Raw genomic sequence first — 18216 nt, 5'->3', positions numbered from 1 at the left:
ATGAGCACTACGACCATCAGCGGGCCGGTCGCGCGCCGGATCGCGCTGGCCGCGCAGGGGTTCGCGGAGGCACGTCCGGGCGGAGCGGTGACAAGGCGACATCTGCAGCGCGTGCTGTCCCGAATCCAGTTGCTGCAACTGGATTCGGTGAACGTCGCGGTCCGCGCGCACTACATGCCGCTGTTCTCCCGGCTCGGCGCGTACGACTCCGCGCTGGTGGACGACGCGGCCTGGTCCCATTCCGCGCGCAAACCCCGGCTGCTGGTCGAATCCTGGGCGCACGAGGCGAGCCTGCTGCCGGTGGCGGACTGGCCGCTCCTGCGGTCAGGGGCGAAACGCATGGGCTGGTGGACGAACTACGCCCGGGTACTGGAGCAGACGCCCCAACTGGTTGACGACATCCTCACCGTCGTCAAGGAACACGGACCGATCGGCGCGGGCGGTATCGAGCGTGCGCTGGAGAGCGACTCGGGTCGTGGCAAACCCGGTTCGTGGTGGGAGCGGTCGGAAGTCAAGAAGGCCTGCGAGTGGCTCTTCGGCATGGGGCAGCTGACCACCGGCACGCGCCGGTCGTTCGAGCGGCTGTACGACCTGACCGAACGCGTCGTCCCGCCGGAGCTCCTGTCGCGGACCGTGAGCCCGGAGGAAGGCGCCCGCGAACTGATCACACGCGCGGCCGTCGCGCTGGGCATCGGCACCGAACCGGATCTGCGGGACTACTACCGGCTGGGCCCCGACGTCAGTAAGCGGGCGGTGGCGGAACTGGTCGAGGAGGGTGTGCTGGAACCGGTGACCGTGGACGGCTGGCCCGCCCCGGCGTACCGGCACTTCGCGGCGAAGGCGCCGCGGTCGGTCACCGGCCGGGCCCTGCTGTCGCCGTTCGACCCGCTGATCTGGGAACGCGCCCGCACCGAGCGCATCTTCGACTTCTTCTACCGCATCGAGATCTACGTGCCCGAGCCGAAGCGGATCTACGGGTACTACGTGTTCCCGTTCTTGCTCGACGGCGAACTCGTCGGCCGGGTCGACCTCAAGGCCGACCGTGCCGCCGGGGTGCTTCGCGTCCAGGGCGCCTTCGCCGAGCCTGGGGTGGATGTCGCGCGGGTCGCCAGTGAGCTGGCCGGCGAGCTGCGGCTGATGGCGGAATGGCAGGGGCTGGACGGGGTCGCGGTGGGGGAGCGGGGCGATCTCGCTCCGGTGCTTTCGCGCCTCGTGCGCTGAAGTGACCGAGCTCGTTGATGAAGGATTCGGGACACTCAACGTCCCAAATCCTTCATCGACGGCCGATTCGTGAGTGAAGGTCACGGCGCCCTCAGGCATCATGGCCCGATGCGGCCGGTCCTTTTCCTCGACGTCGACGGCCCGCTGAACCCGTTCGCCGCCAAGCCCAAACCGCCGGGATTCGTCGAGCACAAGTTCCGGATCCGGGGCTGGAGCCGACGGCATCCACTGCGGATGTGGCTCAACCCAGGCCACGGGACGGCGCTGCTCGACGCGGCCGGGGACGCGGAGCTGGTCTGGGCGACCACCTGGGGGCACCAGGCGAACACCATGGTGGGTCCGGCCATCGGCCTGCCCACGCTTCCCGCCGTGGACTGCGCGAACGTCGACAGCGGCTGGAAGTTCGACGCCGTCGCCCGTTACGCCGGGCCGCGCCCTCTCGTCTGGCTCGATGACGATTTCGACCTATATCCCACCGCCAGGGACGCGTTCCTTTCCCGGCGGGGCGGGATGGTCACGCACCTGGTGCGGGTCGATCCGCGCACGGGTATCACCGATGTCCATCTGGCGGCCCTTCGAACGCACTTGAAATGAGCGAGGGACCTTCGCTCCCACCCCCGTGGAAAAGTGAGAGCAAAGGTCCCTCGATCCCCCTGCGGCCCGCGGCTCAGCTGGCCGCGCTGGTCACCACCGCGTCGCCGGTGCCGGTGCGCGCCCGCACCTTCAGCGAGACCTCCGAAGGCGCGGTCTCCGCGACTTCCAGTTCGCTCGACACCGAACCGGTCGTCGACGAAAGGTCGATCTCGGCCTGAACGCCGCCGCGGATCCCGACGCGGACCTCACCCGATCCGGTGGTCAGCTCCAGCGTCCCGGAGGCGGCGTCCGCCACCGAGAGGGAGCCGCTGCCGGTGCGCGCCAGGACCTCGCCCGCGACCTCGCCGAGCCAGACGTCACCCGTGCCGGTCGCGAGCGTGGCCGAACCGCTCACCGAGGCGGCCTCGACGGAGCCGCTACCGGTGCGCAGCTGGAGACCCGAGAGGGTCGGCCCGAGTTTGATGTCGCCGGTGCCGGTGCGGACGATCGCCGAACCGTCGGCCCGTTCGAGGCCGATCTTGCCGGCGCCGGTCATGAGGTCGGCCCGCCCGGCGGAGCCGGTGACCGTGACGTCGGCCGCCCCGGCCCGCACCTCCAGGTGCGAACCGGCGGGCGCCCGGACGGTCATGGCGAGCGGGACGTTCTTCAGCTGCCAGGCCTTCGGCGCCTGGACGACCAGCCGGTTGCCGACCTTCTCGATCCGAGTCTGCGCCACGGCGTCGCCCGCCGACCCGGCCGGCGAACCGCCGAGCTGGTCGCCGAAGCGTTCCCCGACCCAGCTGAGCAGGCTCGTCATCCCGTCCACCCACGGCTGCTGTTCGCCGCCGTCCCGGCGGACCTCGGCGTGGACGCCGTTCTCGCCGGTCAGTTCGATGGTCACCCGGCCGATGGCCACGCTCACGTCGATCTCGATCGGGCCCTCGGCCTCGAAGTCCTCGACGCGCACGGTCTCTTCACCGGCGGGAATGCTTTCCTCGGTCATTTCCGTCCCCTCAGCCCTGGACCCAGCCGTGCAGGTGCGAACCGGCACCGCCGCCCGGCTTCTGCTTGTAGTGCCAGTGCTCGCTTCCGCTCTTGCCCAGCGCTCCCTGAACGGCTTGCGAGACGAACGTGTTCAGCGAGACACCCTGAGCGGCGGCCGCCGCCTCGGCCTGGCCCTTGACCTGCTCGAACAGGCGCAGCGTGATGCGGGTGATGTCGCCCGTGTCCACCTTGGGCGCACGCGGGGCCTCCCGCGGTGCCTCCTGTCGGGGCGGGGACTGCTCGGTGCTCTCGGCCGAGCCGGTGACGACGACGCGCACGTCGCGGCCGTCGAGCCGGACGTCGACGACGTGCCCCGGCAGCGCGGAGGTCACTTCGGCGGCCAGGTCGGCGAGGGCGTTCATGATGGTCAGGCGGGCGGCGGGCTCCAGCGCCGACGACAGCAGCGCGGCAGCGCGCCGCGTCTGCTCGTCGCCGGCCGAAGCCGTGTTCGCGAGGTCCTCGCGAAGGCTTGTTATGTACGGCGTCAGATCCATGACACCACTATGACGTCATTTCTGATGTCAGTCAAGGAGGGCATGACGTCACCGTGATGTCGCCCCGGCGTCAAAGAGGGTTGCGGTTACGCTGCCCGGAGTCGTGGAGCAGGGGTCGTAAAGGAGTGCGAACGTGGCCGAGACCGTGTCACCCAAGGTTCAACTGATCGCGAAGACGGAGTTCTTCCCGCCGTCGGACGTACCGTGGTCGACCGATGCCGACGGTGGTGAGGCGCTGGCCGAATTCGCGGGCCGGGCCTGCTACCAGTCCTGGAAGAAGCCGAACCCGAAGACGGCCACCAACGCCGGCTACCTCGAGCACATCATCGACGTCGGCCACCTTTCGGTGCTGGAGCACGGATCCGTCAGCTTCTACATCACCGGGATCTCGCGCTCGCTGACGCACGAGCTGATCCGCCACCGGCACTTCTCCTACTCGCAGCTTTCGCAGCGTTACGTGCCGGAGCGCGACGCCGCGTTCGTCGAGCCCGACGTCATCGCGCATGACCCGGAGCTGCACGCGAAGTTCCTCGCCGCCTCGCAGGCCGCCGTCGACGCCTACACCGAGCTGCTCGCCGGGCTGGAGGAGAAGTTCGCCGACGTCCCGAGCGCGACGCTGCGCCGCAAGCAGGCCCGCCAGGCCGCCCGCGCCGTGCTGCCGAACGCGACCGAGACCCGCATCGTGGTCACCGGCAACTACCGCGCCTGGCGGCACTTCATCGCGATGCGGGCCACCGAGCACGCCGACGTCGAGATCCGCGCCCTGGCCATCGAATGCCTGCGTGAGCTGCAGAAGGCTTCGAGCAACGTGTTCGCGGACTTCACCATCTCCGCGCTGCCCGACGGCACCGAGGTCGCGTCCAGCCCGAAGGTTCTCGAGGGCTGATGCGACGCCTCGCGATCGACGTCCGGCCCGGCGAGTACGCGGTCGCCCGCCTCGCCCCGGACGCGCCGGTTCCGGCGAACCTGCTCGACCCCGGCGAGCCCGTGCTCGTCTCTCTCACACGGACGCCGGAGGAGTTGTCGGTGATCTGCCCGGCCGGTCTCGCGCCGGCCGGCGCCACCGTCGAGGACGGCTGGCGGCTGCTGTCGGTCCGCGGGCCGCTTGCCTTCACGCTGACCGGCATCATCGCGGCGCTGTCGAGTGAACTGGCCGCCGCCGGGGTGGCGCTGTTCTCGATGTCCACCTTCGACACCGACCACGTGCTGGTCCGGGCCTCGGAGCTGGAGCGCGCGGTGAAGGCGCTCCGGGAAGCCGGGCACGAGGTCACGGTCTGATTCACCAGCCGGGCGAAGGAACCTTTCGGAGCGCGAACGGGTCCGAGTTAGCATCCTGCGCGAACCGAAGGAGCACCGAACCTTGACCGACGAACAGACCCGTCCGTACGGGCCGCCCCAGCAGACGCATCAGGCCGCCGGCGCGCGGATCGTCGCCGGCCGATACGCCCTGCTGGGCGAGCTCGGCCGCGGCGGGATGGGCATCGTCTGGCGCGCGCAGGATCAGGTGATCGGCCGTCAGGTGGCGATCAAGGAGCTGAAGTTCCCGAACGCTCCCGAGGACGCCTCGGTGCTGTCGGAGCGGATGCTGCGCGAGGTCCGCTCCGCTGGTCGTCTCAACGACCCGGCCGTGGTCACCGTGTACGACGTCGTCACCGAGAACGGTGCGACCTACATCGTGATGGAACTGGTCGAGGCGCCGACGCTGGCCGACCTGGTGCGCGACCGCGGCCCGCTGCCCGCCCAGCAGATCGCGCTGGTGGGGGAGCGGGTGTTGTCCGCGCTGCGGGCCGCGCACGCCGCCGGGATCGTGCACCGCGACGTCAAACCCGCGAACATCATGGTCGCGCCGGACGGCCGGGTGAAACTCACGGACTTCGGCATCGCGCACGCCGCCGACGACCCGCGCCTGACCACCAGCGGCATGATCGTCGGCTCGCCCGCGTTCATGGCGCCGGAACGGGTCGAGGGCCGTGACGCGATGCCCGAATCCGACCTCTGGTCGCTGGGCACGACGCTGTTCTTCGCCGCGGAAGGCATCGTCGCGTTCGAACGGTCGACCACCGCGGCGACCCTGCACGCCATCATGACCGAGGCCCCGTACCTGACCCGGGTCCAGGGCCCGCTGGCCGCCGCGATCCTCGGCCTGCTGGTCACCAAGCCCGAGGCGCGCATGTCGTACGACCAGGTGCGCAGCCTGCTCGCGGCCGCGCAGGGCGTGCAGGCCCAGCCGACGCCGCCCTCGGGCGGCACGGCGATGCTGCAGCCCGGCCAGCCGATGACCCGGCTCGCCCCGGCCCCGGCGAAGCGCAACCTGCGTCCGCTGTGGCTGAGCCTGGCCGCGGTCGCCGTGATCGGCGCGCTGGTCGGCGGGATCTTCCTCGGCCGGTGGATGGCCGCGCCGGAGGGGAACAACCAGGCCCAGCCCACCCTGACCTACGGCATCAACGGGCAGGTCAAACTCGGTTCCTCCGGAGACTGCTACAACGTTCCCCTCATAGAGGGCGTCAACCTGAACGACGGCATCAGCTGCGACAAGGACCACCTGCTGGAGGTCTTCGCCAAGGGCAGCCTGCTCGACGTCCAGTCCTCTTCGGACGACGACGCCCAGGTCGCGGTGTATCCCGGCGCGGACGCGGTCAACCGGATCGCCGAGTCGCTCTGCTCGGCGACCTTCAATTCGAACGTCGTGCCCGGGGCACAGCGGGCCTCGCTGACCTGGCGGGCCGTCGTGCCGACCGAAGCCGAATGGAACCGGCCGCCCAACGAGGAGGACCGGAACTATTCGCGCGGCTTCCTCTGCCTGCTCGCCAAGACCGACGGCAGCCAGATCCCCGCTCAGATCACGACCAAGGTCAAATAGCTCACAGAGAGTTTGCGCCGAGCTCGCCTTTGTCGCGGAAAATTTACCGTGATTCTCGGGAACGACCACGTCGGCAAGGGGTTCGGCGCTCGCAGGAGGTACCTTCACAGCATGTCCACTCCACCTACCGCAGCGCCGGGAAGACCGTTCGGGCGCGTGCTCACCGCGATGGCCACCCCCTTCGACGCCGACGGCGCGCTGGACCTGAAGCGGGCGCAGGAGCTGGCCGAACACCTCGTGGAACTGGGCAACGACGGTCTCGTCGTGAACGGCACGACCGGGGAGAGCCCCACCACGACCGACGCCGAGAAGGCCGAGCTGGTCCGCGCCGTCGTCGAGGCCGTCGGTGACCGCGCGACGATCGTCGCCGGGGCGGGCACGAACAACACCGCGCACAGCATCGAGCAGGCGAAGCAGGCCGAAGCGGCGGGCGCCCACGGCATCCTCGTCGTCACGCCGTACTACTCGCGGCCCAGCCAGGCCGGGCTCTACGCGCACTTCACCACGGTCGCCGACGCCACCGGGCTGCCGGTGATGCTCTACGACATCCCGCCGCGCTCGATCGTCCCCATCGAGGTCGACACGCTGCTGCGGCTGGCCGAGCACCCCCGCATCCTCGCGGTCAAGGACGCCAAGGGTGACCTGATCGCCGGCTCCGAGGTCATCGCGAACACCCAGCTCGCCTACTACTCCGGTGACGACGGCCTCAACCTCCCGTGGGTGTCCGTCGGCGGCGCCGGTGTGGTCAGCGTGATCGGGCACGTCGTGGCGGGCCGCATCCGCGGCATGATGGACGCCTACGAGTCCGGCGACACCTCCACCGCGCGCACCAACCACCGCGGCATGCTGCCGGTCCTGCGGGCGATGTCCCGCGTCGGCGGCGTCGCGTTCTCGAAGGCGGCCCTGCGGCTGCGCGGCTTCGACATCGGCGACCCGCGGCTGCCCATCGTGGCCGCGAACGACGAGCAGCTCCAGGCGATTTCCGCGGATCTCGCCCAGGGGGGCGTGCCGCTCGGGGAAAGCGCCGCCAGTGACTGGCATGGTGCACGAGTGGCACAAGCAGATTCAGCGGCGGCCTATACGGCGCCGACTTCACATACCAGCGTAGGGACCATGCCTCGGTGAGTTCATTGCCAACCGGACCCGGACCGACCACCCCGCCGCCCGCGTTGCCCGAAGGCGCCTTGCGCGTGGTCGCGCTCGGCGGGATCGGCGAAGTCGGCCGCAACATGACCGTCTTCGAGTTCGGCGGCCGTCTGCTGATCGTCGACTGCGGGGTGCTCTTCCCCGAAGACGACCAGCCCGGCGTCGACCTGATCCTGCCCGACTTCCGCGCGATCGAAGACCGCCTCGAGGACATCGACGGCCTCGTCCTCACCCACGGGCACGAGGACCACATCGGCGCCGTCCCGTTCCTGCTGCGGCTGGTCCCGGACCTGAAGATCTACGGCTCCCGGTTCACGAACGCGCTGCTCGCGGCGAAGGCCAAGGAACACCGGCAGCGGCCGAACCTGATCGAGGTCCGCGAGGGCGAGCGACGCAAGGTCGGCGAGTTCGACCTCGAGTTCTTCGCGGTCAACCACTCGATCCCGGACGCGCTCGCGGTGGCCATCCGCACGCCGGCGGGTGTCGTGCTGCACACCGGTGACATCAAGCTCGACCAGCTCCCGCTCGACGGCAGGCTGACCGACCTCGCCGGGTTCTCCCGGCTCGGCGACGAGGGCGTGGACCTGTTCTGCGTTGACTCGACCAACGCCGAGGTGCCCGGGTTCGTCATGCCGGAACGCGACATCGGCCCGGTGCTCGACGACGTCGTCCGCAAGGTCGGCCAGCGCGTCATCGTCGCCTGCTTCGCGAGCCACGTGCATCGCGTCCAGCAGGTGCTCGACGCCGCCGTCCGGCATGGCCGCCGGGTCGCGTTCGTCGGCCGGTCGATGGTCCGGAACATGGGCATCGCCGCCGACCTCGGGTTGCTGAACGTGCCCGACGGCCTGCTGGTCAACCTCGACCAGGCGGGCGACCTGCCCGAGAGCAAGGTGCTGTTCGTGTCGACCGGTTCGCAGGGCGAGCCGCTGTCGGCGCTGTCGCGGATGGCGCGCGGCGAGCACCGGCAGATCTCGATCCGCGCCGGCGACACCGTCGTGCTGGCCAGCTCGATGATCCCGGGCAACGAGACCGCGGTCTTCGGCGTCGTCAACGGCCTCACGCGGCTCGGCGCGAACGTCGTGCACCAGGGCAACGCCAAGGTGCACGTGTCCGGGCACGCGTCGGCGGGCGAACTGCTGTACCTGTACAACGCGGTGCGCCCCAGCAACGTCATGCCGGTGCACGGCGAATGGAAGCACCTGCGTGCCAACGGCGAACTGGCCGTGCGCACCGGTGTCGCGCCGGAGAACGTGGTCATCGCCGAGGACGGCGTCGTGGTCGACCTCGTCGACGGCAAGGCCACGCGGACCGGACGGGTCGAGGTCGGGCACGTGTACGTCGACGGCCTCTCGGTCGGCGACGTCGGCGAGTCGACCTTGTCCGACCGGCTCGTGCTGGGAGAAGGCGGCTTCATCGCCATCACCGTCGCCGTCGACACCAGCACCGGCCGCGCGGTGACCCGCCCGACGGTGTCCGGACGCGGGTTCTCCGACGACCCGAAGGCGCTCGACGCCGTGCTCCCGATGGTGGAGATGGAACTCGCCAGGACCGAGGCCGAGGGCATCACCGACACGCACCGCATCGCGCAGGCCGTGCGCCGCGTCGTCGGCCGCTGGGTCGCCGACACCTACCGGCGCCGTCCGATGATCGTGCCGACGGTCATCCCCGTCTAAAAGCTCGTGAGTGGTAAGGACGGTTCTAACCGTCCTTACCACTCACGAGGCGCGAAGCGAGCAGCAGGGCGAAGGCGACCGTGATCGCTTGACCGAACAGGGCGTTGCGGGCTTTGCGCTGTTCCGCACGGGTGGGCCGGTTCATCACGAATTCCCCCGATTTCGAGTGCTTTCCTTACCGGGCAAGTGTTCCGCGACCCGCGTCGGGGCACCTCCCGCCTCGGTGGGGTTTTTCTACGCCGAAAGTCGCAGCCTTCCCCTAGGGGTGCTCGCGGCGTACCCTCGGACGCTCCTCGAGCCCCACGCCGGGAGAGTCGATGGGACGCCACGCCACCACCCGGAACCGAAGACGGATACTGATCCCGTTGCTGGCCGCCGTGCTCGGCGCGGCCACGTGGGTGGCGGTGGCCATGGCGAGGTCCGAACCCGCCTGCGAGCCCGTGCGGGTGGTCGTCGCCGCGTCGCCCGACCTCGCCCCCGCGGTCACCGAAGCCGCCCGGGTCCTCGATCTCGCCTGCGTAGCCTTCGACGTGCAGTCCCGGGAATCCGTCCAAGTGGCGGAAGAGCTGTCCGGAACCGCGCCCAAGCCCCAAGCCTGGATCCCGTCCTCGACGCTCTTCCTCAGGCGAGCCGACGGTGTTCCCGCCTCAGGCCCGTCGATCGCCAGTTCGCCGGTGGTGCTCGCGGTCGCGGAGCCGGTCGCGCGGGCGCTCGGCTGGCCGCGCAAGTCGCCGACCTGGCCGGAAGTACTCGGCCACGCCGGAATCGTCGCGGGAATGCCGGATCCGGTACGCGATCCCGCCGGGGTTTCCGCACTGGTGGCACTCCGCGAGGTCACGAAGGACGCCTCGGATCCGGCCGCCGCGTACGTCGCTTTGCTGCGGAAGTTTTCCGCCACCACGTCCGGCGCGACGGCGTTCCCCGCGGCGGAGAACGCGGTGCTACGGCACAACTCCGGGCTTTCCGAAGGCGAGACTGCGCTGGTGGCCGTGTACTCGCCCGCCGTTCCAGCGCTCGACTACCCGTTCGTCGAGGTCGCGGGGGCGACCCCGCAGCAGGGCGAAGCCGTCGCGGAACTGAAACGCACCCTGCTCTACGGTGGCGCGACGGGCCCGCAGTCCGAGCTGCGTGCCCCTGGCGGGCAAGCGTTGCGGCTCACCGAAACCGATCGACGCGTCGAGACTCAAGGCCAGCGCAGCGCCGAGATCCCGGCCGCCGAGGAGGTCGCCAAAGCGCTCAGTCAGTGGGCCGGGGTGAACGCGAGCGCCCGGGTGCAGGTGTTGATCGACGTGTCCGGCTCGATGAGCGCGCCGGTCCCGGGAACCGGCAAGTCCCGCCTGCGGATCACGCTGGAGGCGGCGGAGAACGCTTTGCATCTGTTCAGATCCACGTCACAGGTCCGTTTTCTGGCCTTCGCGACCAAAGTGGACGGTGAGCGGGACTACCGGGAGATCCTGCCGATGGCGCCGGTCCGGCAGCAGTTGGCCGCCGTCGACCGGTTGCGCGCCGTCCGCGCCGTGCCGGACGGGCAGACCGGGCTCTACGACAGCGTCCTCGACCTCTACCGGCTCGCGCACGAGGAATGGGAGCGGGGGAAGCTGAACCTCGTCATCGTGATGACCGACGGCCGCAACACCGATCCCGGTGGCATCAGCCGCGAGAACCTGGTGGCGGAGCTGGGAAAGCTGAGCGACCGGGACCACCCGGTGCCGTTGATCGCCATCGGGATCGGGCCGGAGGCCGACGAGACCGAGCTCCGTCAGCTCGTCGCGCCCGCCGGCGGCCAGGTGTTCCTCAGCCGTGATCCCGCGAAGATCGGAGAGGTGTTTTACGGCGCTCTCGGCCGGATCGCCGGCGCTGGATGAAGTAGACGCCGAGGATCACCGCCAGGCTGACCAGGCTCAGGTACAGCTGAGCCCGCGTGTCCGCGTCCACGAACAGCATCGACGCGACCACGGCCAGCGTCCCGGCGAGCGTGAGCCGGCTCAGCCACGGGTAGCCCCACATACGCAGCTTCAGCCGTTCCGGCGCTTCGGCTTCCAGGCGGCGCCGCATCCGGAGCTGTGAGCCGGCGATGATCGCGTAGACGAACAGCGCGACCGCCCCGGCGGAGTTGATGATGAAGTAGAAGATCTTGTCCGGGGACACGATGTTCATCACCACGGCCACGTAGCCGACCGAGGTGGACACCAGGATCGCCTTCCACGGCACGCCGCGCCGGTTCGTGTCCGCGACCCATTTCGGCGCCCAGCCGTTGCCGCGCAACGCGAACAGCATGCGGGAAGCGGTGTACAGCCCCGAATTCAGCACCGACAGCACGGCGGTCAGCACCACCGCGCTGACCACCGTCTCGGCGGCGGGGATGCCGAACCGGCCGAACGCGGCGGCGAACGGGCTCGTCGTGGTCGGGATGTCGCGCCAGCCGGTGATCATCACCAGCAGTGTCACGGAGCCGACGTAGAACACGATGACCCGCCAGACGATCGACGAGGTCGCCTTGCGCACGGCCGTTTCGGGCTCCCGCGATTCGGCGGCGGCGATGGTGACGATCTCCGCGCCGAAGTAGGAGAAGATCACGATCACCACTCCGTGCACCACCGAGAACGGGCCGTTGGCCAGGAAACCGTCCTGCGCGATGTTGCCGACCGAGAACGAGCCGCCGGGCCACGCCCCGAGCACGAACAGGATGCCCACCACGAGGAACACCACGATCGTGGCGATCTTGACCGACGCGAGCCAGAACTCCGTCTCCCCGAACGAGCGGGCGGAGGCGAGGTTGGTCGCGGTCAGCAGCAGCATCAGCACGAGCGAGAAGATCCATTGCGGCACAACGGGAATCCACGTCTGCAGGATCTTCGCCCCGGCGACGGCCTCGAACGCGACCACGCCGACCCAGAAGTACCAGTACAGCCAGCCGACGGTGAAACCCGCCCAGCCGCCGAGCGAGGTCCGCGCGTATTCCATGAAGGAACCCTGTGACGGCGCGGCCGTCGCCATCTCGCCCAGCATCCGCATCACCAGCACGACGATCAGGCCGCCGATGGCGTAGGAGAGGACGGCCGCCGGGCCGACGGTGTGGATCACCGCGCCGCTGCCGATGAACAGGCTCGCGCCGATGATGCCGCCGAGCGCGATCATCCGGACGTGGCGCTGCCGCAGGTCCGGGCGCAGACCCGCCCGTTCGGTCGTGGTCTCTGCGCCCATTCGCGGTGACCTCCTGTCGGAGTGACGGCGGATCGCGGGATTGTCGCACCGTGAACCCGGGAGGAAAAGTGTTTGCGCAACCCCCGGTGAACAGGCCGATGTGGACTCTGCCAACCTAGGCACCTCCACCGCGCGTTCCGAGGAGCTCTTCGATGCCGCACGCCGTCCTCCGGTTCCTGCCCGCCGTCGCCCTGGCCGCCGTAGCGCTCGCGGGCTGCTCGGACGAGGCACCCCAGTCGCAGACGGCGCCTCCCGGGTCTTCACCGGTGGCGCAGCAGGCAGCCGTTCCGTTCAACGACGCCGATGTCGCGTTCGCGCGGCAAGCCCTCGCGCACCACCAGCAGGGCGTGGATCTGGCTTCCCTGGCGGAAACCCGCGCGGCGAACGAGCAGCTGAAGGCACTCGCGAAGCGGGTCATCGACACGCACGAACCGGAGATCGCGCGGCTGTCCGGGCTCATCGAGGCGTGGGGTCAGCCCGCGCCGGACGACCCGAACCTCGAACACATCCAGCGCGACGGGTACATCAGCCCCGGCGACATGGCGGCACTGGCCGGATTGTCCGGAAAGGACTTCGACCGCCAGTTCGCCGCGCGGTTGCTGCGCCAGCGCGAAGCGGGCGTCCGCATCGCCGACGCCGAAACCCAGCACGGCCGCAACCCCGACGCCCGCGATCTCGCCGCGACGACTTCGCGTTCGCAGCAGCAGGAGATCAGCGATCTACGGGGCTTCCAGCAGGGTTGAGTCCGTCTGGACCACGTTCGAATTCAGCTGGACGATGTACGCGCCGGTCAACAGCACCACCGCGCCGGCGGCTTGGATCCAGCTGAGGGCCTCACCCAGCAGCAGCCAGGCCGCGGTGGCGGCGATCAGCGGCTCCACCAGCCCGACGACGCTCGCCACCGACGCCGGGAGATGCCGCAGCGCCGCCATGCCCGTCGCGTAGGCGAGGACGGTCGCGATCAGCACGAGCGCGATCAGCAACGACCACACCGGCGGCTCCCACGGACCGAACGTCGCCGGGGTGTCGAGGACTCCCCACGGGATCGTCCACGGCGGGGCGACCGCGCACACCAGGACCGCGCCGATCGTCATCCCCCAGGTGACCATGCCGAGCGGATCGCGGTCCGCGACGCCGCGTTCGCCCAGGAGGAAGTAACCCGCCGAGCAGACGGCCGCGCCCAGCCCGGCGAGCAACCCGAGGACGTCCAGGCTGAGTCCCTCCCAGACCTGCGCGACCAGCATGAGCCCGGTCATCGCCAGCGCGATCCCCGCCCACATCACCTTCGGCAACCGCACCCGCCGCACGAACCGCACCCACAGCGCGATCAGCACCGGAGAGGTGAACTCGAGCAGGATCGCGATCCCGACCGGGATCCGGCCCGCCGCCAGGAAGTACATGAGCTGGACGCCCGCGACACCGAGCGAGCCGTACGCGAGCAGCAGCGGCCACTCGTTCTTCGTGACTTTGAGGAGCCTCGGCCGGAAGAGGGCGACCAGCGCGAGCAGCACGATCGCCGACAGTCCGATGCGGATCGCCGCGACCTGCTCCGGGGACAGCCCGGCCTGCATCGCCGGTTTGCCCAGCACACCCGAGGTCCCGAAGAAGAGCGCGGCGAGCAGGATCAGGGTGATGCCCCGCCCGCGACGCGCGACGTGCTGGGTGGGGGCGGCGGCGAGTTCGGCGGTCACGGCCGGAGGGTAGAGGCCGGGTGACCGCGGGGCGACCCGTTTTCCCAGCGGGTGGGCCGGGCGCGGGGTGGTCGTGAGTGAGGTCTGTCCGTGAAGGCCTCCTTGCCTACCCTGAGAGTAGTGAAGGAGGCCTTCACTACCCAGGCGTCCGGTCCCCGATGGAATCGCTCATGGCGGTCAGAAGGAGGTGCCGCCGTCGGTCCAGTTCGTCTGGGCGAAGTCCTCGTCGTCGACCGGAGCGCGACGCGGTTTGCGCACCGGCTCCGGTTCCGGGGGAGCGGCGACCGACTCCTCGGGTCGGGTGCCTTCGAGGGCCTGGGGTTCGGGTGTGCCGTTCGGCCAGACGCACGGTGAGGTCGCCCCGACGTAGAACTTGCCGAGGTCGTTCGCCTGCACGGACATGTCGAAAGCGTCCGCGTTGTTCCTGGCGAACACATATCGGTCCTTCGGCCGCGAATCCGTCAGGACCGTGAAGTCGTGAGCCGACCACCACCGGACGACCGCGTCAAAGTATTCCTCGAACCGGGCCGGTTCGAGGCCGGTCACCTCATAGGTCGCGGAGATCTCAAAGCGGCCTTGGGGACCGTTGTCGGTGGGGTCGGTGCATTCGGACCTGTGCTGGGTGAACGGTTTCCGTTCCGCCGAGCCGGGCAGCGCGGAGAGCGCGCCCTCGATGTACCGCTCGACCCTGTCTTTCGCCTCGTGTTCGGTGATGGTCGGTTTCATGGCGTCTCCACCTCCGGAAGAACAAGCGGACAAGAGCACGAGAAGAGCGGTCAGGAGCGGGAGTCTCACGAGGCGGGCTTTCCCGCGATGATCAGGCCGATGTTCCGGAGCGACGGGTTGTTGTCTTCCCAGTATTCGCTGTGTGCCTCCGTGCTGTACCCGCCCCACCCGTCCGTGCCCGGCGCCGAGGTGAACACTTGCCCGCCGAAGTCCGCGTCGGTCGGATCCTGGCCGAGGATCGGGTCGTATCCGGCGATTTCGACATTTGCCAGGTTGATCATGTCGTGTTCGGCCACCGTCGCGTGCACGTGTTCGCCGATCTCGTCCTGATTCACCCCGTCGAGATGCAGTTCGCTCACGTCGTGCGCGCCGACGCCCGGGCTCGCGACGAAGACGAGTTCGTCCGCGGCGAGGCCACCGTCACCGGCCGCGTGCCCGACGACGGTGGTGCCGTAGCTGTGCCCCAGCACCGTGTTGTGCGAGGGCGATCCTTGGTGTGTTTCCCGCAGCCCGTCTTGGAATTGCGCGAGGGCGGCCTTGCCACCGTCGGCGTACTTGTCGCTCGCGGCGTCGGTGATCTCGTTCGGCGCGTCATAGCCGAGCCAGGTGATCACGGCGGTGGAGGGGGAGCCCGAAGTGGTCGCCGCGGCCCACATCTTGTCGGACCGGTTGAGGTCCCCGCCGATCTTCGCCAGTTCCGAGCCCGTCCCCGGCACGTAGGTCGCCACGTTCGCCGCGGTGTCGGGATTCCCCGCGGAAACGATCGCCTTCCCGTCGCCGCTGGTGTCCAGTCCCAGCAGGAACGCCTGCGGCTCCGACCGGTCCAGCCGCTGTTGGATGGCTTCCAGGCCCTTGAGTTCGGGGTCGCCCTGGAGCCGCGCGATCTCACTGGCGAGGACGGCGCGGTTGGCGGCGTCGCGGTCGGCCGCCGGGATACCGTCGAGATTGCCGACGAGTCCCGGGTTTCCTCGCAGCAAAGCGACTTTCGCCGTGTCCGACAGGCTCGCCCACCAAGCCTTGTTGTCGCCGGGGGTGCCGTTCTCCGGTGGGCCGATGATCGACAGGCCGCTCTGCGCGGCTCCGGCGGCCGCCGCCTGGGCGAGCGTGCTGCCACCCTGTTCGGTGATTTCGCCACGAAGGGCCCGTCGCAGAATGTCGGCGAAATCAGCGTCGACGTCGGCCGCCCGGCGCAGGCCCTGTTCGACCCTGTCGGCCAGCTCCGCCCTGACGCGAGCCTGGTCAGGCCGCGGAACGCCGACGGAGATCTCGCCTCCGGCGCCGATGGCCAGGCCGTTCCGGTGGGCCAGTTCGTCGGTCTCCCGCACGAACGCGACGATCCGGTCCAGCGCGATCTGCACCTCGTGAGCGCCTCGCCGGACCGCGGACGCCTCGGCGACGAGCCGCTCCAGAGTGGAGGTCAGCGACGCACCCCGCGTCGCGGCGGCGGTGGCCGCGTCACCGGTCCAGCCCGTGAAGCGGGCCATGGCTTCGACGTCGTCGTTCGCGGCGATGATCTTGGCGCAGCCGTCGTTGAGCGCGTCGGCGACGCGGCCGATCGCGGCCGGATCCCACCGGCGCACGTCTCCCCAGGTGAGCATCAGACGGGGAGTTCCCGTGATGCCGCCAGCTCGTTCGAGCGGTAGCGGACGGCCGCCGCGTCGAGCCGTGCGGAGTAGTCCGCGGTGTTCTCGGCCCAGCCTGGCACCGCCCGGCCCCAGGCGTCCGCGAGCAGGCGGGCCGCTTCACCGGATACGCCACCCGGCAAACCCGCCGCGACTTCGGCGAGCGTGGCCGCGAGGTTCACCTTCCCGACGTCGTCCGAAGCCCGTTTCGCCGCGCTTGACGCCGCGCCGATCGCCTCCAAGGCCACCTCGTACCCGCCGGTCATCCCGCTTCCTCCCCGTAGCGTGACGCTGTGTGACCACACTAAGACGCGGGAGACGGACGCGCGGTTCCCATCATCTGTCCTTGAAAAGACCGTCGGAGGGCGTCCAGGGCCAGTTCGTCGGGTTCGGCGGACTCGCGTGAGACGGACGAGCCGCCATACGGATTGCCCGATTCGAGCAGCCGCGGATCGGTGTAGCCGAGCGGCAGGACGATGGCGCCCCAGTGATAGAAGATGTTGTTCGTCGCCAGCACGGTCGCTTCGAGCCCGCCGTGCGCGGTGGAGGCGGTGGTGAACGACGTCGCGACCTTGTTCACCAGCTTTCCCTTGGCCCACAGGCCGCCGGTACTGTCCAAAAAGGACTTCAGCTGCGCGGCGGGACCGCCGAACCGGGTCGGGCTCCCCGCCGCGAACCCGTCGGCCCACTCCAGGTCTTCCATCGTCGCCGTCTCGTGGTTCGGTCCCGCGTCCACCCACGCCTGCCAGCGCGGATTGCTCGCCACCGCGGCGGGCGGAGCGGTTTCGGGAACGGTGCGGACGCGGACGCCGGCTTCGGCCTCGCGGGCGCCGTCGGCCAGCGCCGACGCCAGTTTCGCGGTGTTGCCGGTCGCGCTGTGGTGGACGACGAGGATGCGGGTGCTCACGTCCGCCGGCCTTAGGCGAGCGCGAGCACCCGTCTCAGGATCCGGACTCAGTACTTCTTCCAGGGGCTGACGGTGTCCGTCGGCCGCGTCGGGTCGTGGAAGCGCGGCTTGTCCAGTTCGTCGCGGCGCAGTGGGACCAGCCCGTCGGTGATCGCCTGCATGATCTTGGCGTGCGCGCGGACCCCGGCGCCCGGCCGCTCCGGCTCGACCTCCGACAGGTCCACCGGCTCGCCGAAGTGCACCTTGAACCGCGGCCGGCGCATGGGCGCGCTCAGCCCGGACTTCGCGAGCGGCACCAGGTCGGCGGGACCGTTGACGGTCTCCGTGCCCCAGTACACGGCTTCGTGCGCGCCCCATTGGCTGATCGGGATCACCGGCACCCCGGCGGCCAGCGCTAGCCGCGCCGCGCCGGTCTTGCCCCGCTCCGGCCACAGGCCGGGGTCGTGGCTGATCCGGCCCTCGGGGTAGACGATCAGCGGGTCACGGGTGGTCCGCAGGGCCTCGGTGGCTTCGGCGAACTGGCCGATGGCCGTCGAAGCCTGTTTGCGGTCGACCCGCAGGTGACCGCTGAGCCGCAGTGCGGGGCCGATGACCGGCGCGTCGAGGATGCCGCCCGCCAGCATGAACCGCGGGTTGATGCCGATCCGCTTGCAGGCCGCCATCAGCACGAACGCGTCGAAGACGCCGATGTGGTTGGCCGTCATGAGCAAGGGCTTGCGGCGCAGTTCCGCCGGGACACCGCCGGTCACGGTGAGTTTGCCGACGAAGTTGACCAGCCCCCGGTCGATGTTCAGCATCGTGCGCCAGATGGCCGGGGCGCGGCGAGCCGAATTCTCATCCTGATGCAGCGCGAACATGGGGCAGAGCATGTCATGACCCGCTTTTCACCCGGATGGCCGCTCAAGCTGTGACCTGAGACGAATGTTCTCCGATGTGCTCCGAGTGGCAGCCGGGGCTGGAGGGTCGAGGCGGCTACCGTGGAGACATGGCTAGCGGGTCGACGACCAGGAAACGGAGTACGGCGCGAAGCGGCGGCAGCAAGGGGCCGGCGCGAA

18 protein-coding genes are annotated in these 18216 nt (G+C 69.8%); 9 read left to right on the top strand and 9 right to left on the bottom strand.

Going from position 1 to position 18216, the window contains the following annotated elements:
- Together AC0685_RS22450 and AC0685_RS22445 are read left to right on the top strand one after the other, a co-directional pair.
- Nucleotides 1-1221, top strand: a complete 1221-nt coding sequence (locus AC0685_RS22450) for a winged helix-turn-helix domain-containing protein (RefSeq protein ID WP_478227322.1) — start codon at nt 1-3, stop codon at nt 1219-1221.
- A gap of 108 nt (nt 1222-1329) precedes the next feature.
- Entirely contained in the window at nt 1330-1815 is a 486-nt protein-coding gene (locus AC0685_RS22445) for an HAD domain-containing protein (RefSeq protein WP_478227321.1), read from the top strand.
- 73 nt (nt 1816-1888) lie between these two features.
- Here AC0685_RS22445 and AC0685_RS22440 read toward each other — a convergent pair whose 3' ends face one another.
- Together AC0685_RS22440 and AC0685_RS22435 are read right to left on the bottom strand one after the other, a co-directional pair.
- Nucleotides 1889-2797, bottom strand: a complete 909-nt coding sequence (locus tag AC0685_RS22440; protein WP_478227320.1) for a DUF4097 family beta strand repeat-containing protein — start codon at nt 2795-2797, stop codon at nt 1889-1891.
- 10 nt (nt 2798-2807) lie between these two features.
- Nucleotides 2808-3332 (bottom strand): toxin-antitoxin system HicB family antitoxin, encoded by a 525-nt coding sequence (locus AC0685_RS22435; RefSeq protein WP_478227319.1) that lies wholly within the window; start codon nt 3330-3332, stop codon nt 2808-2810.
- A 133-nt stretch (nt 3333-3465) separates the two neighbouring features.
- Here AC0685_RS22435 and thyX point away from each other — a divergent pair, with 133 nt between their 5' ends.
- From thyX to AC0685_RS22405, 6 genes are all read left to right on the top strand, one after another.
- Entirely contained in the window at nt 3466-4218 is a 753-nt protein-coding gene (gene thyX / locus AC0685_RS22430) for an FAD-dependent thymidylate synthase (protein ID WP_478227318.1), read from the top strand.
- A complete protein-coding gene (locus tag AC0685_RS22425) occupies nt 4218-4610 on the top strand; it encodes an ACT domain-containing protein (protein WP_478227317.1) in 393 nt (130 codons plus the stop codon). The genes thyX and AC0685_RS22425 overlap by 1 nt, the downstream gene beginning before the upstream one ends.
- An 82-nt stretch (nt 4611-4692) precedes the next feature.
- Complete coding sequence (locus tag AC0685_RS22420; RefSeq protein ID WP_478227316.1) at nt 4693-6192, top strand: serine/threonine-protein kinase; 1500 nt, start codon at nt 4693-4695, stop codon at nt 6190-6192.
- Between the two features lie 111 nt (nt 6193-6303).
- Nucleotides 6304-7317, top strand: coding sequence for a 4-hydroxy-tetrahydrodipicolinate synthase (gene dapA, locus AC0685_RS22415; protein ID WP_478227315.1), 1014 nt, complete (start codon nt 6304-6306; stop codon nt 7315-7317).
- Entirely contained in the window at nt 7314-9011 is a 1698-nt protein-coding gene (locus AC0685_RS22410; protein WP_185927423.1) for a ribonuclease J, read from the top strand. Before dapA ends, AC0685_RS22410 begins: the two co-directional genes overlap by 4 nt.
- A gap of 317 nt (nt 9012-9328) precedes the next feature.
- Entirely contained in the window at nt 9329-10876 is a 1548-nt protein-coding gene (locus AC0685_RS22405) for a VWA domain-containing protein (RefSeq protein ID WP_478227314.1), read from the top strand.
- Here the strand turns inward: AC0685_RS22405 and AC0685_RS22400 are convergent.
- On the bottom strand, nt 10806-12215 hold the full coding sequence (locus tag AC0685_RS22400) for an amino acid permease (RefSeq protein ID WP_478227313.1): 1410 nt from the start codon (nt 12213-12215) through the stop codon (nt 10806-10808). The two genes, AC0685_RS22405 and AC0685_RS22400, sit on opposite strands and share 71 nt — an antisense overlap.
- Before the next feature lie 152 nt (nt 12216-12367).
- On the opposite strand from AC0685_RS22400, the gene AC0685_RS22395 reads away from it, so the two are divergent.
- On the top strand, nt 12368-12958 hold the full coding sequence (locus AC0685_RS22395; protein WP_219153465.1) for a DUF305 domain-containing protein: 591 nt from the start codon (nt 12368-12370) through the stop codon (nt 12956-12958).
- Here AC0685_RS22395 and AC0685_RS22390 read toward each other — a convergent pair.
- From AC0685_RS22390 to AC0685_RS22365, 6 genes are all read right to left on the bottom strand, one after another.
- Nucleotides 12935-13906: an EamA family transporter gene (locus tag AC0685_RS22390; RefSeq protein ID WP_478227312.1), complete on the bottom strand. Its 972-nt coding sequence runs from the start codon at nt 13904-13906 to the stop codon at nt 12935-12937. The genes AC0685_RS22395 and AC0685_RS22390 overlap by 24 nt on opposite strands.
- 177 nt (nt 13907-14083) lie before the next feature.
- Nucleotides 14084-14632 (bottom strand): hypothetical protein, encoded by a 549-nt coding sequence (locus tag AC0685_RS22385; RefSeq protein WP_478227311.1) that lies wholly within the window; start codon nt 14630-14632, stop codon nt 14084-14086.
- Between the two features lie 65 nt (nt 14633-14697).
- Nucleotides 14698-16230, bottom strand: coding sequence for an alpha/beta hydrolase (locus tag AC0685_RS22380; protein ID WP_478227310.1), 1533 nt, complete (start codon nt 16228-16230; stop codon nt 14698-14700).
- Nucleotides 16230-16520, bottom strand: coding sequence for a hypothetical protein (locus AC0685_RS22375; RefSeq protein WP_340683961.1), 291 nt, complete (start codon nt 16518-16520; stop codon nt 16230-16232). The genes AC0685_RS22380 and AC0685_RS22375 overlap by 1 nt, the downstream gene beginning before the upstream one ends.
- Nucleotides 16521-16558: 38 nt before the next feature.
- A complete protein-coding gene (locus AC0685_RS22370; protein WP_478227309.1) occupies nt 16559-17161 on the bottom strand; it encodes an NAD(P)H-dependent oxidoreductase in 603 nt (200 codons plus the stop codon).
- A 47-nt stretch (nt 17162-17208) separates the two neighbouring features.
- Nucleotides 17209-18018: a lysophospholipid acyltransferase family protein gene (locus AC0685_RS22365; RefSeq protein WP_478227308.1), complete on the bottom strand. Its 810-nt coding sequence runs from the start codon at nt 18016-18018 to the stop codon at nt 17209-17211.
- Between the last annotated feature and the right edge of the window lie 198 nt (nt 18019-18216).

The sequence above is a fragment of the Amycolatopsis sp. NPDC043889 genome, from assembly GCF_056435645.1.
This window is presented reverse-complemented; position numbering and strand designations above follow the sequence as displayed.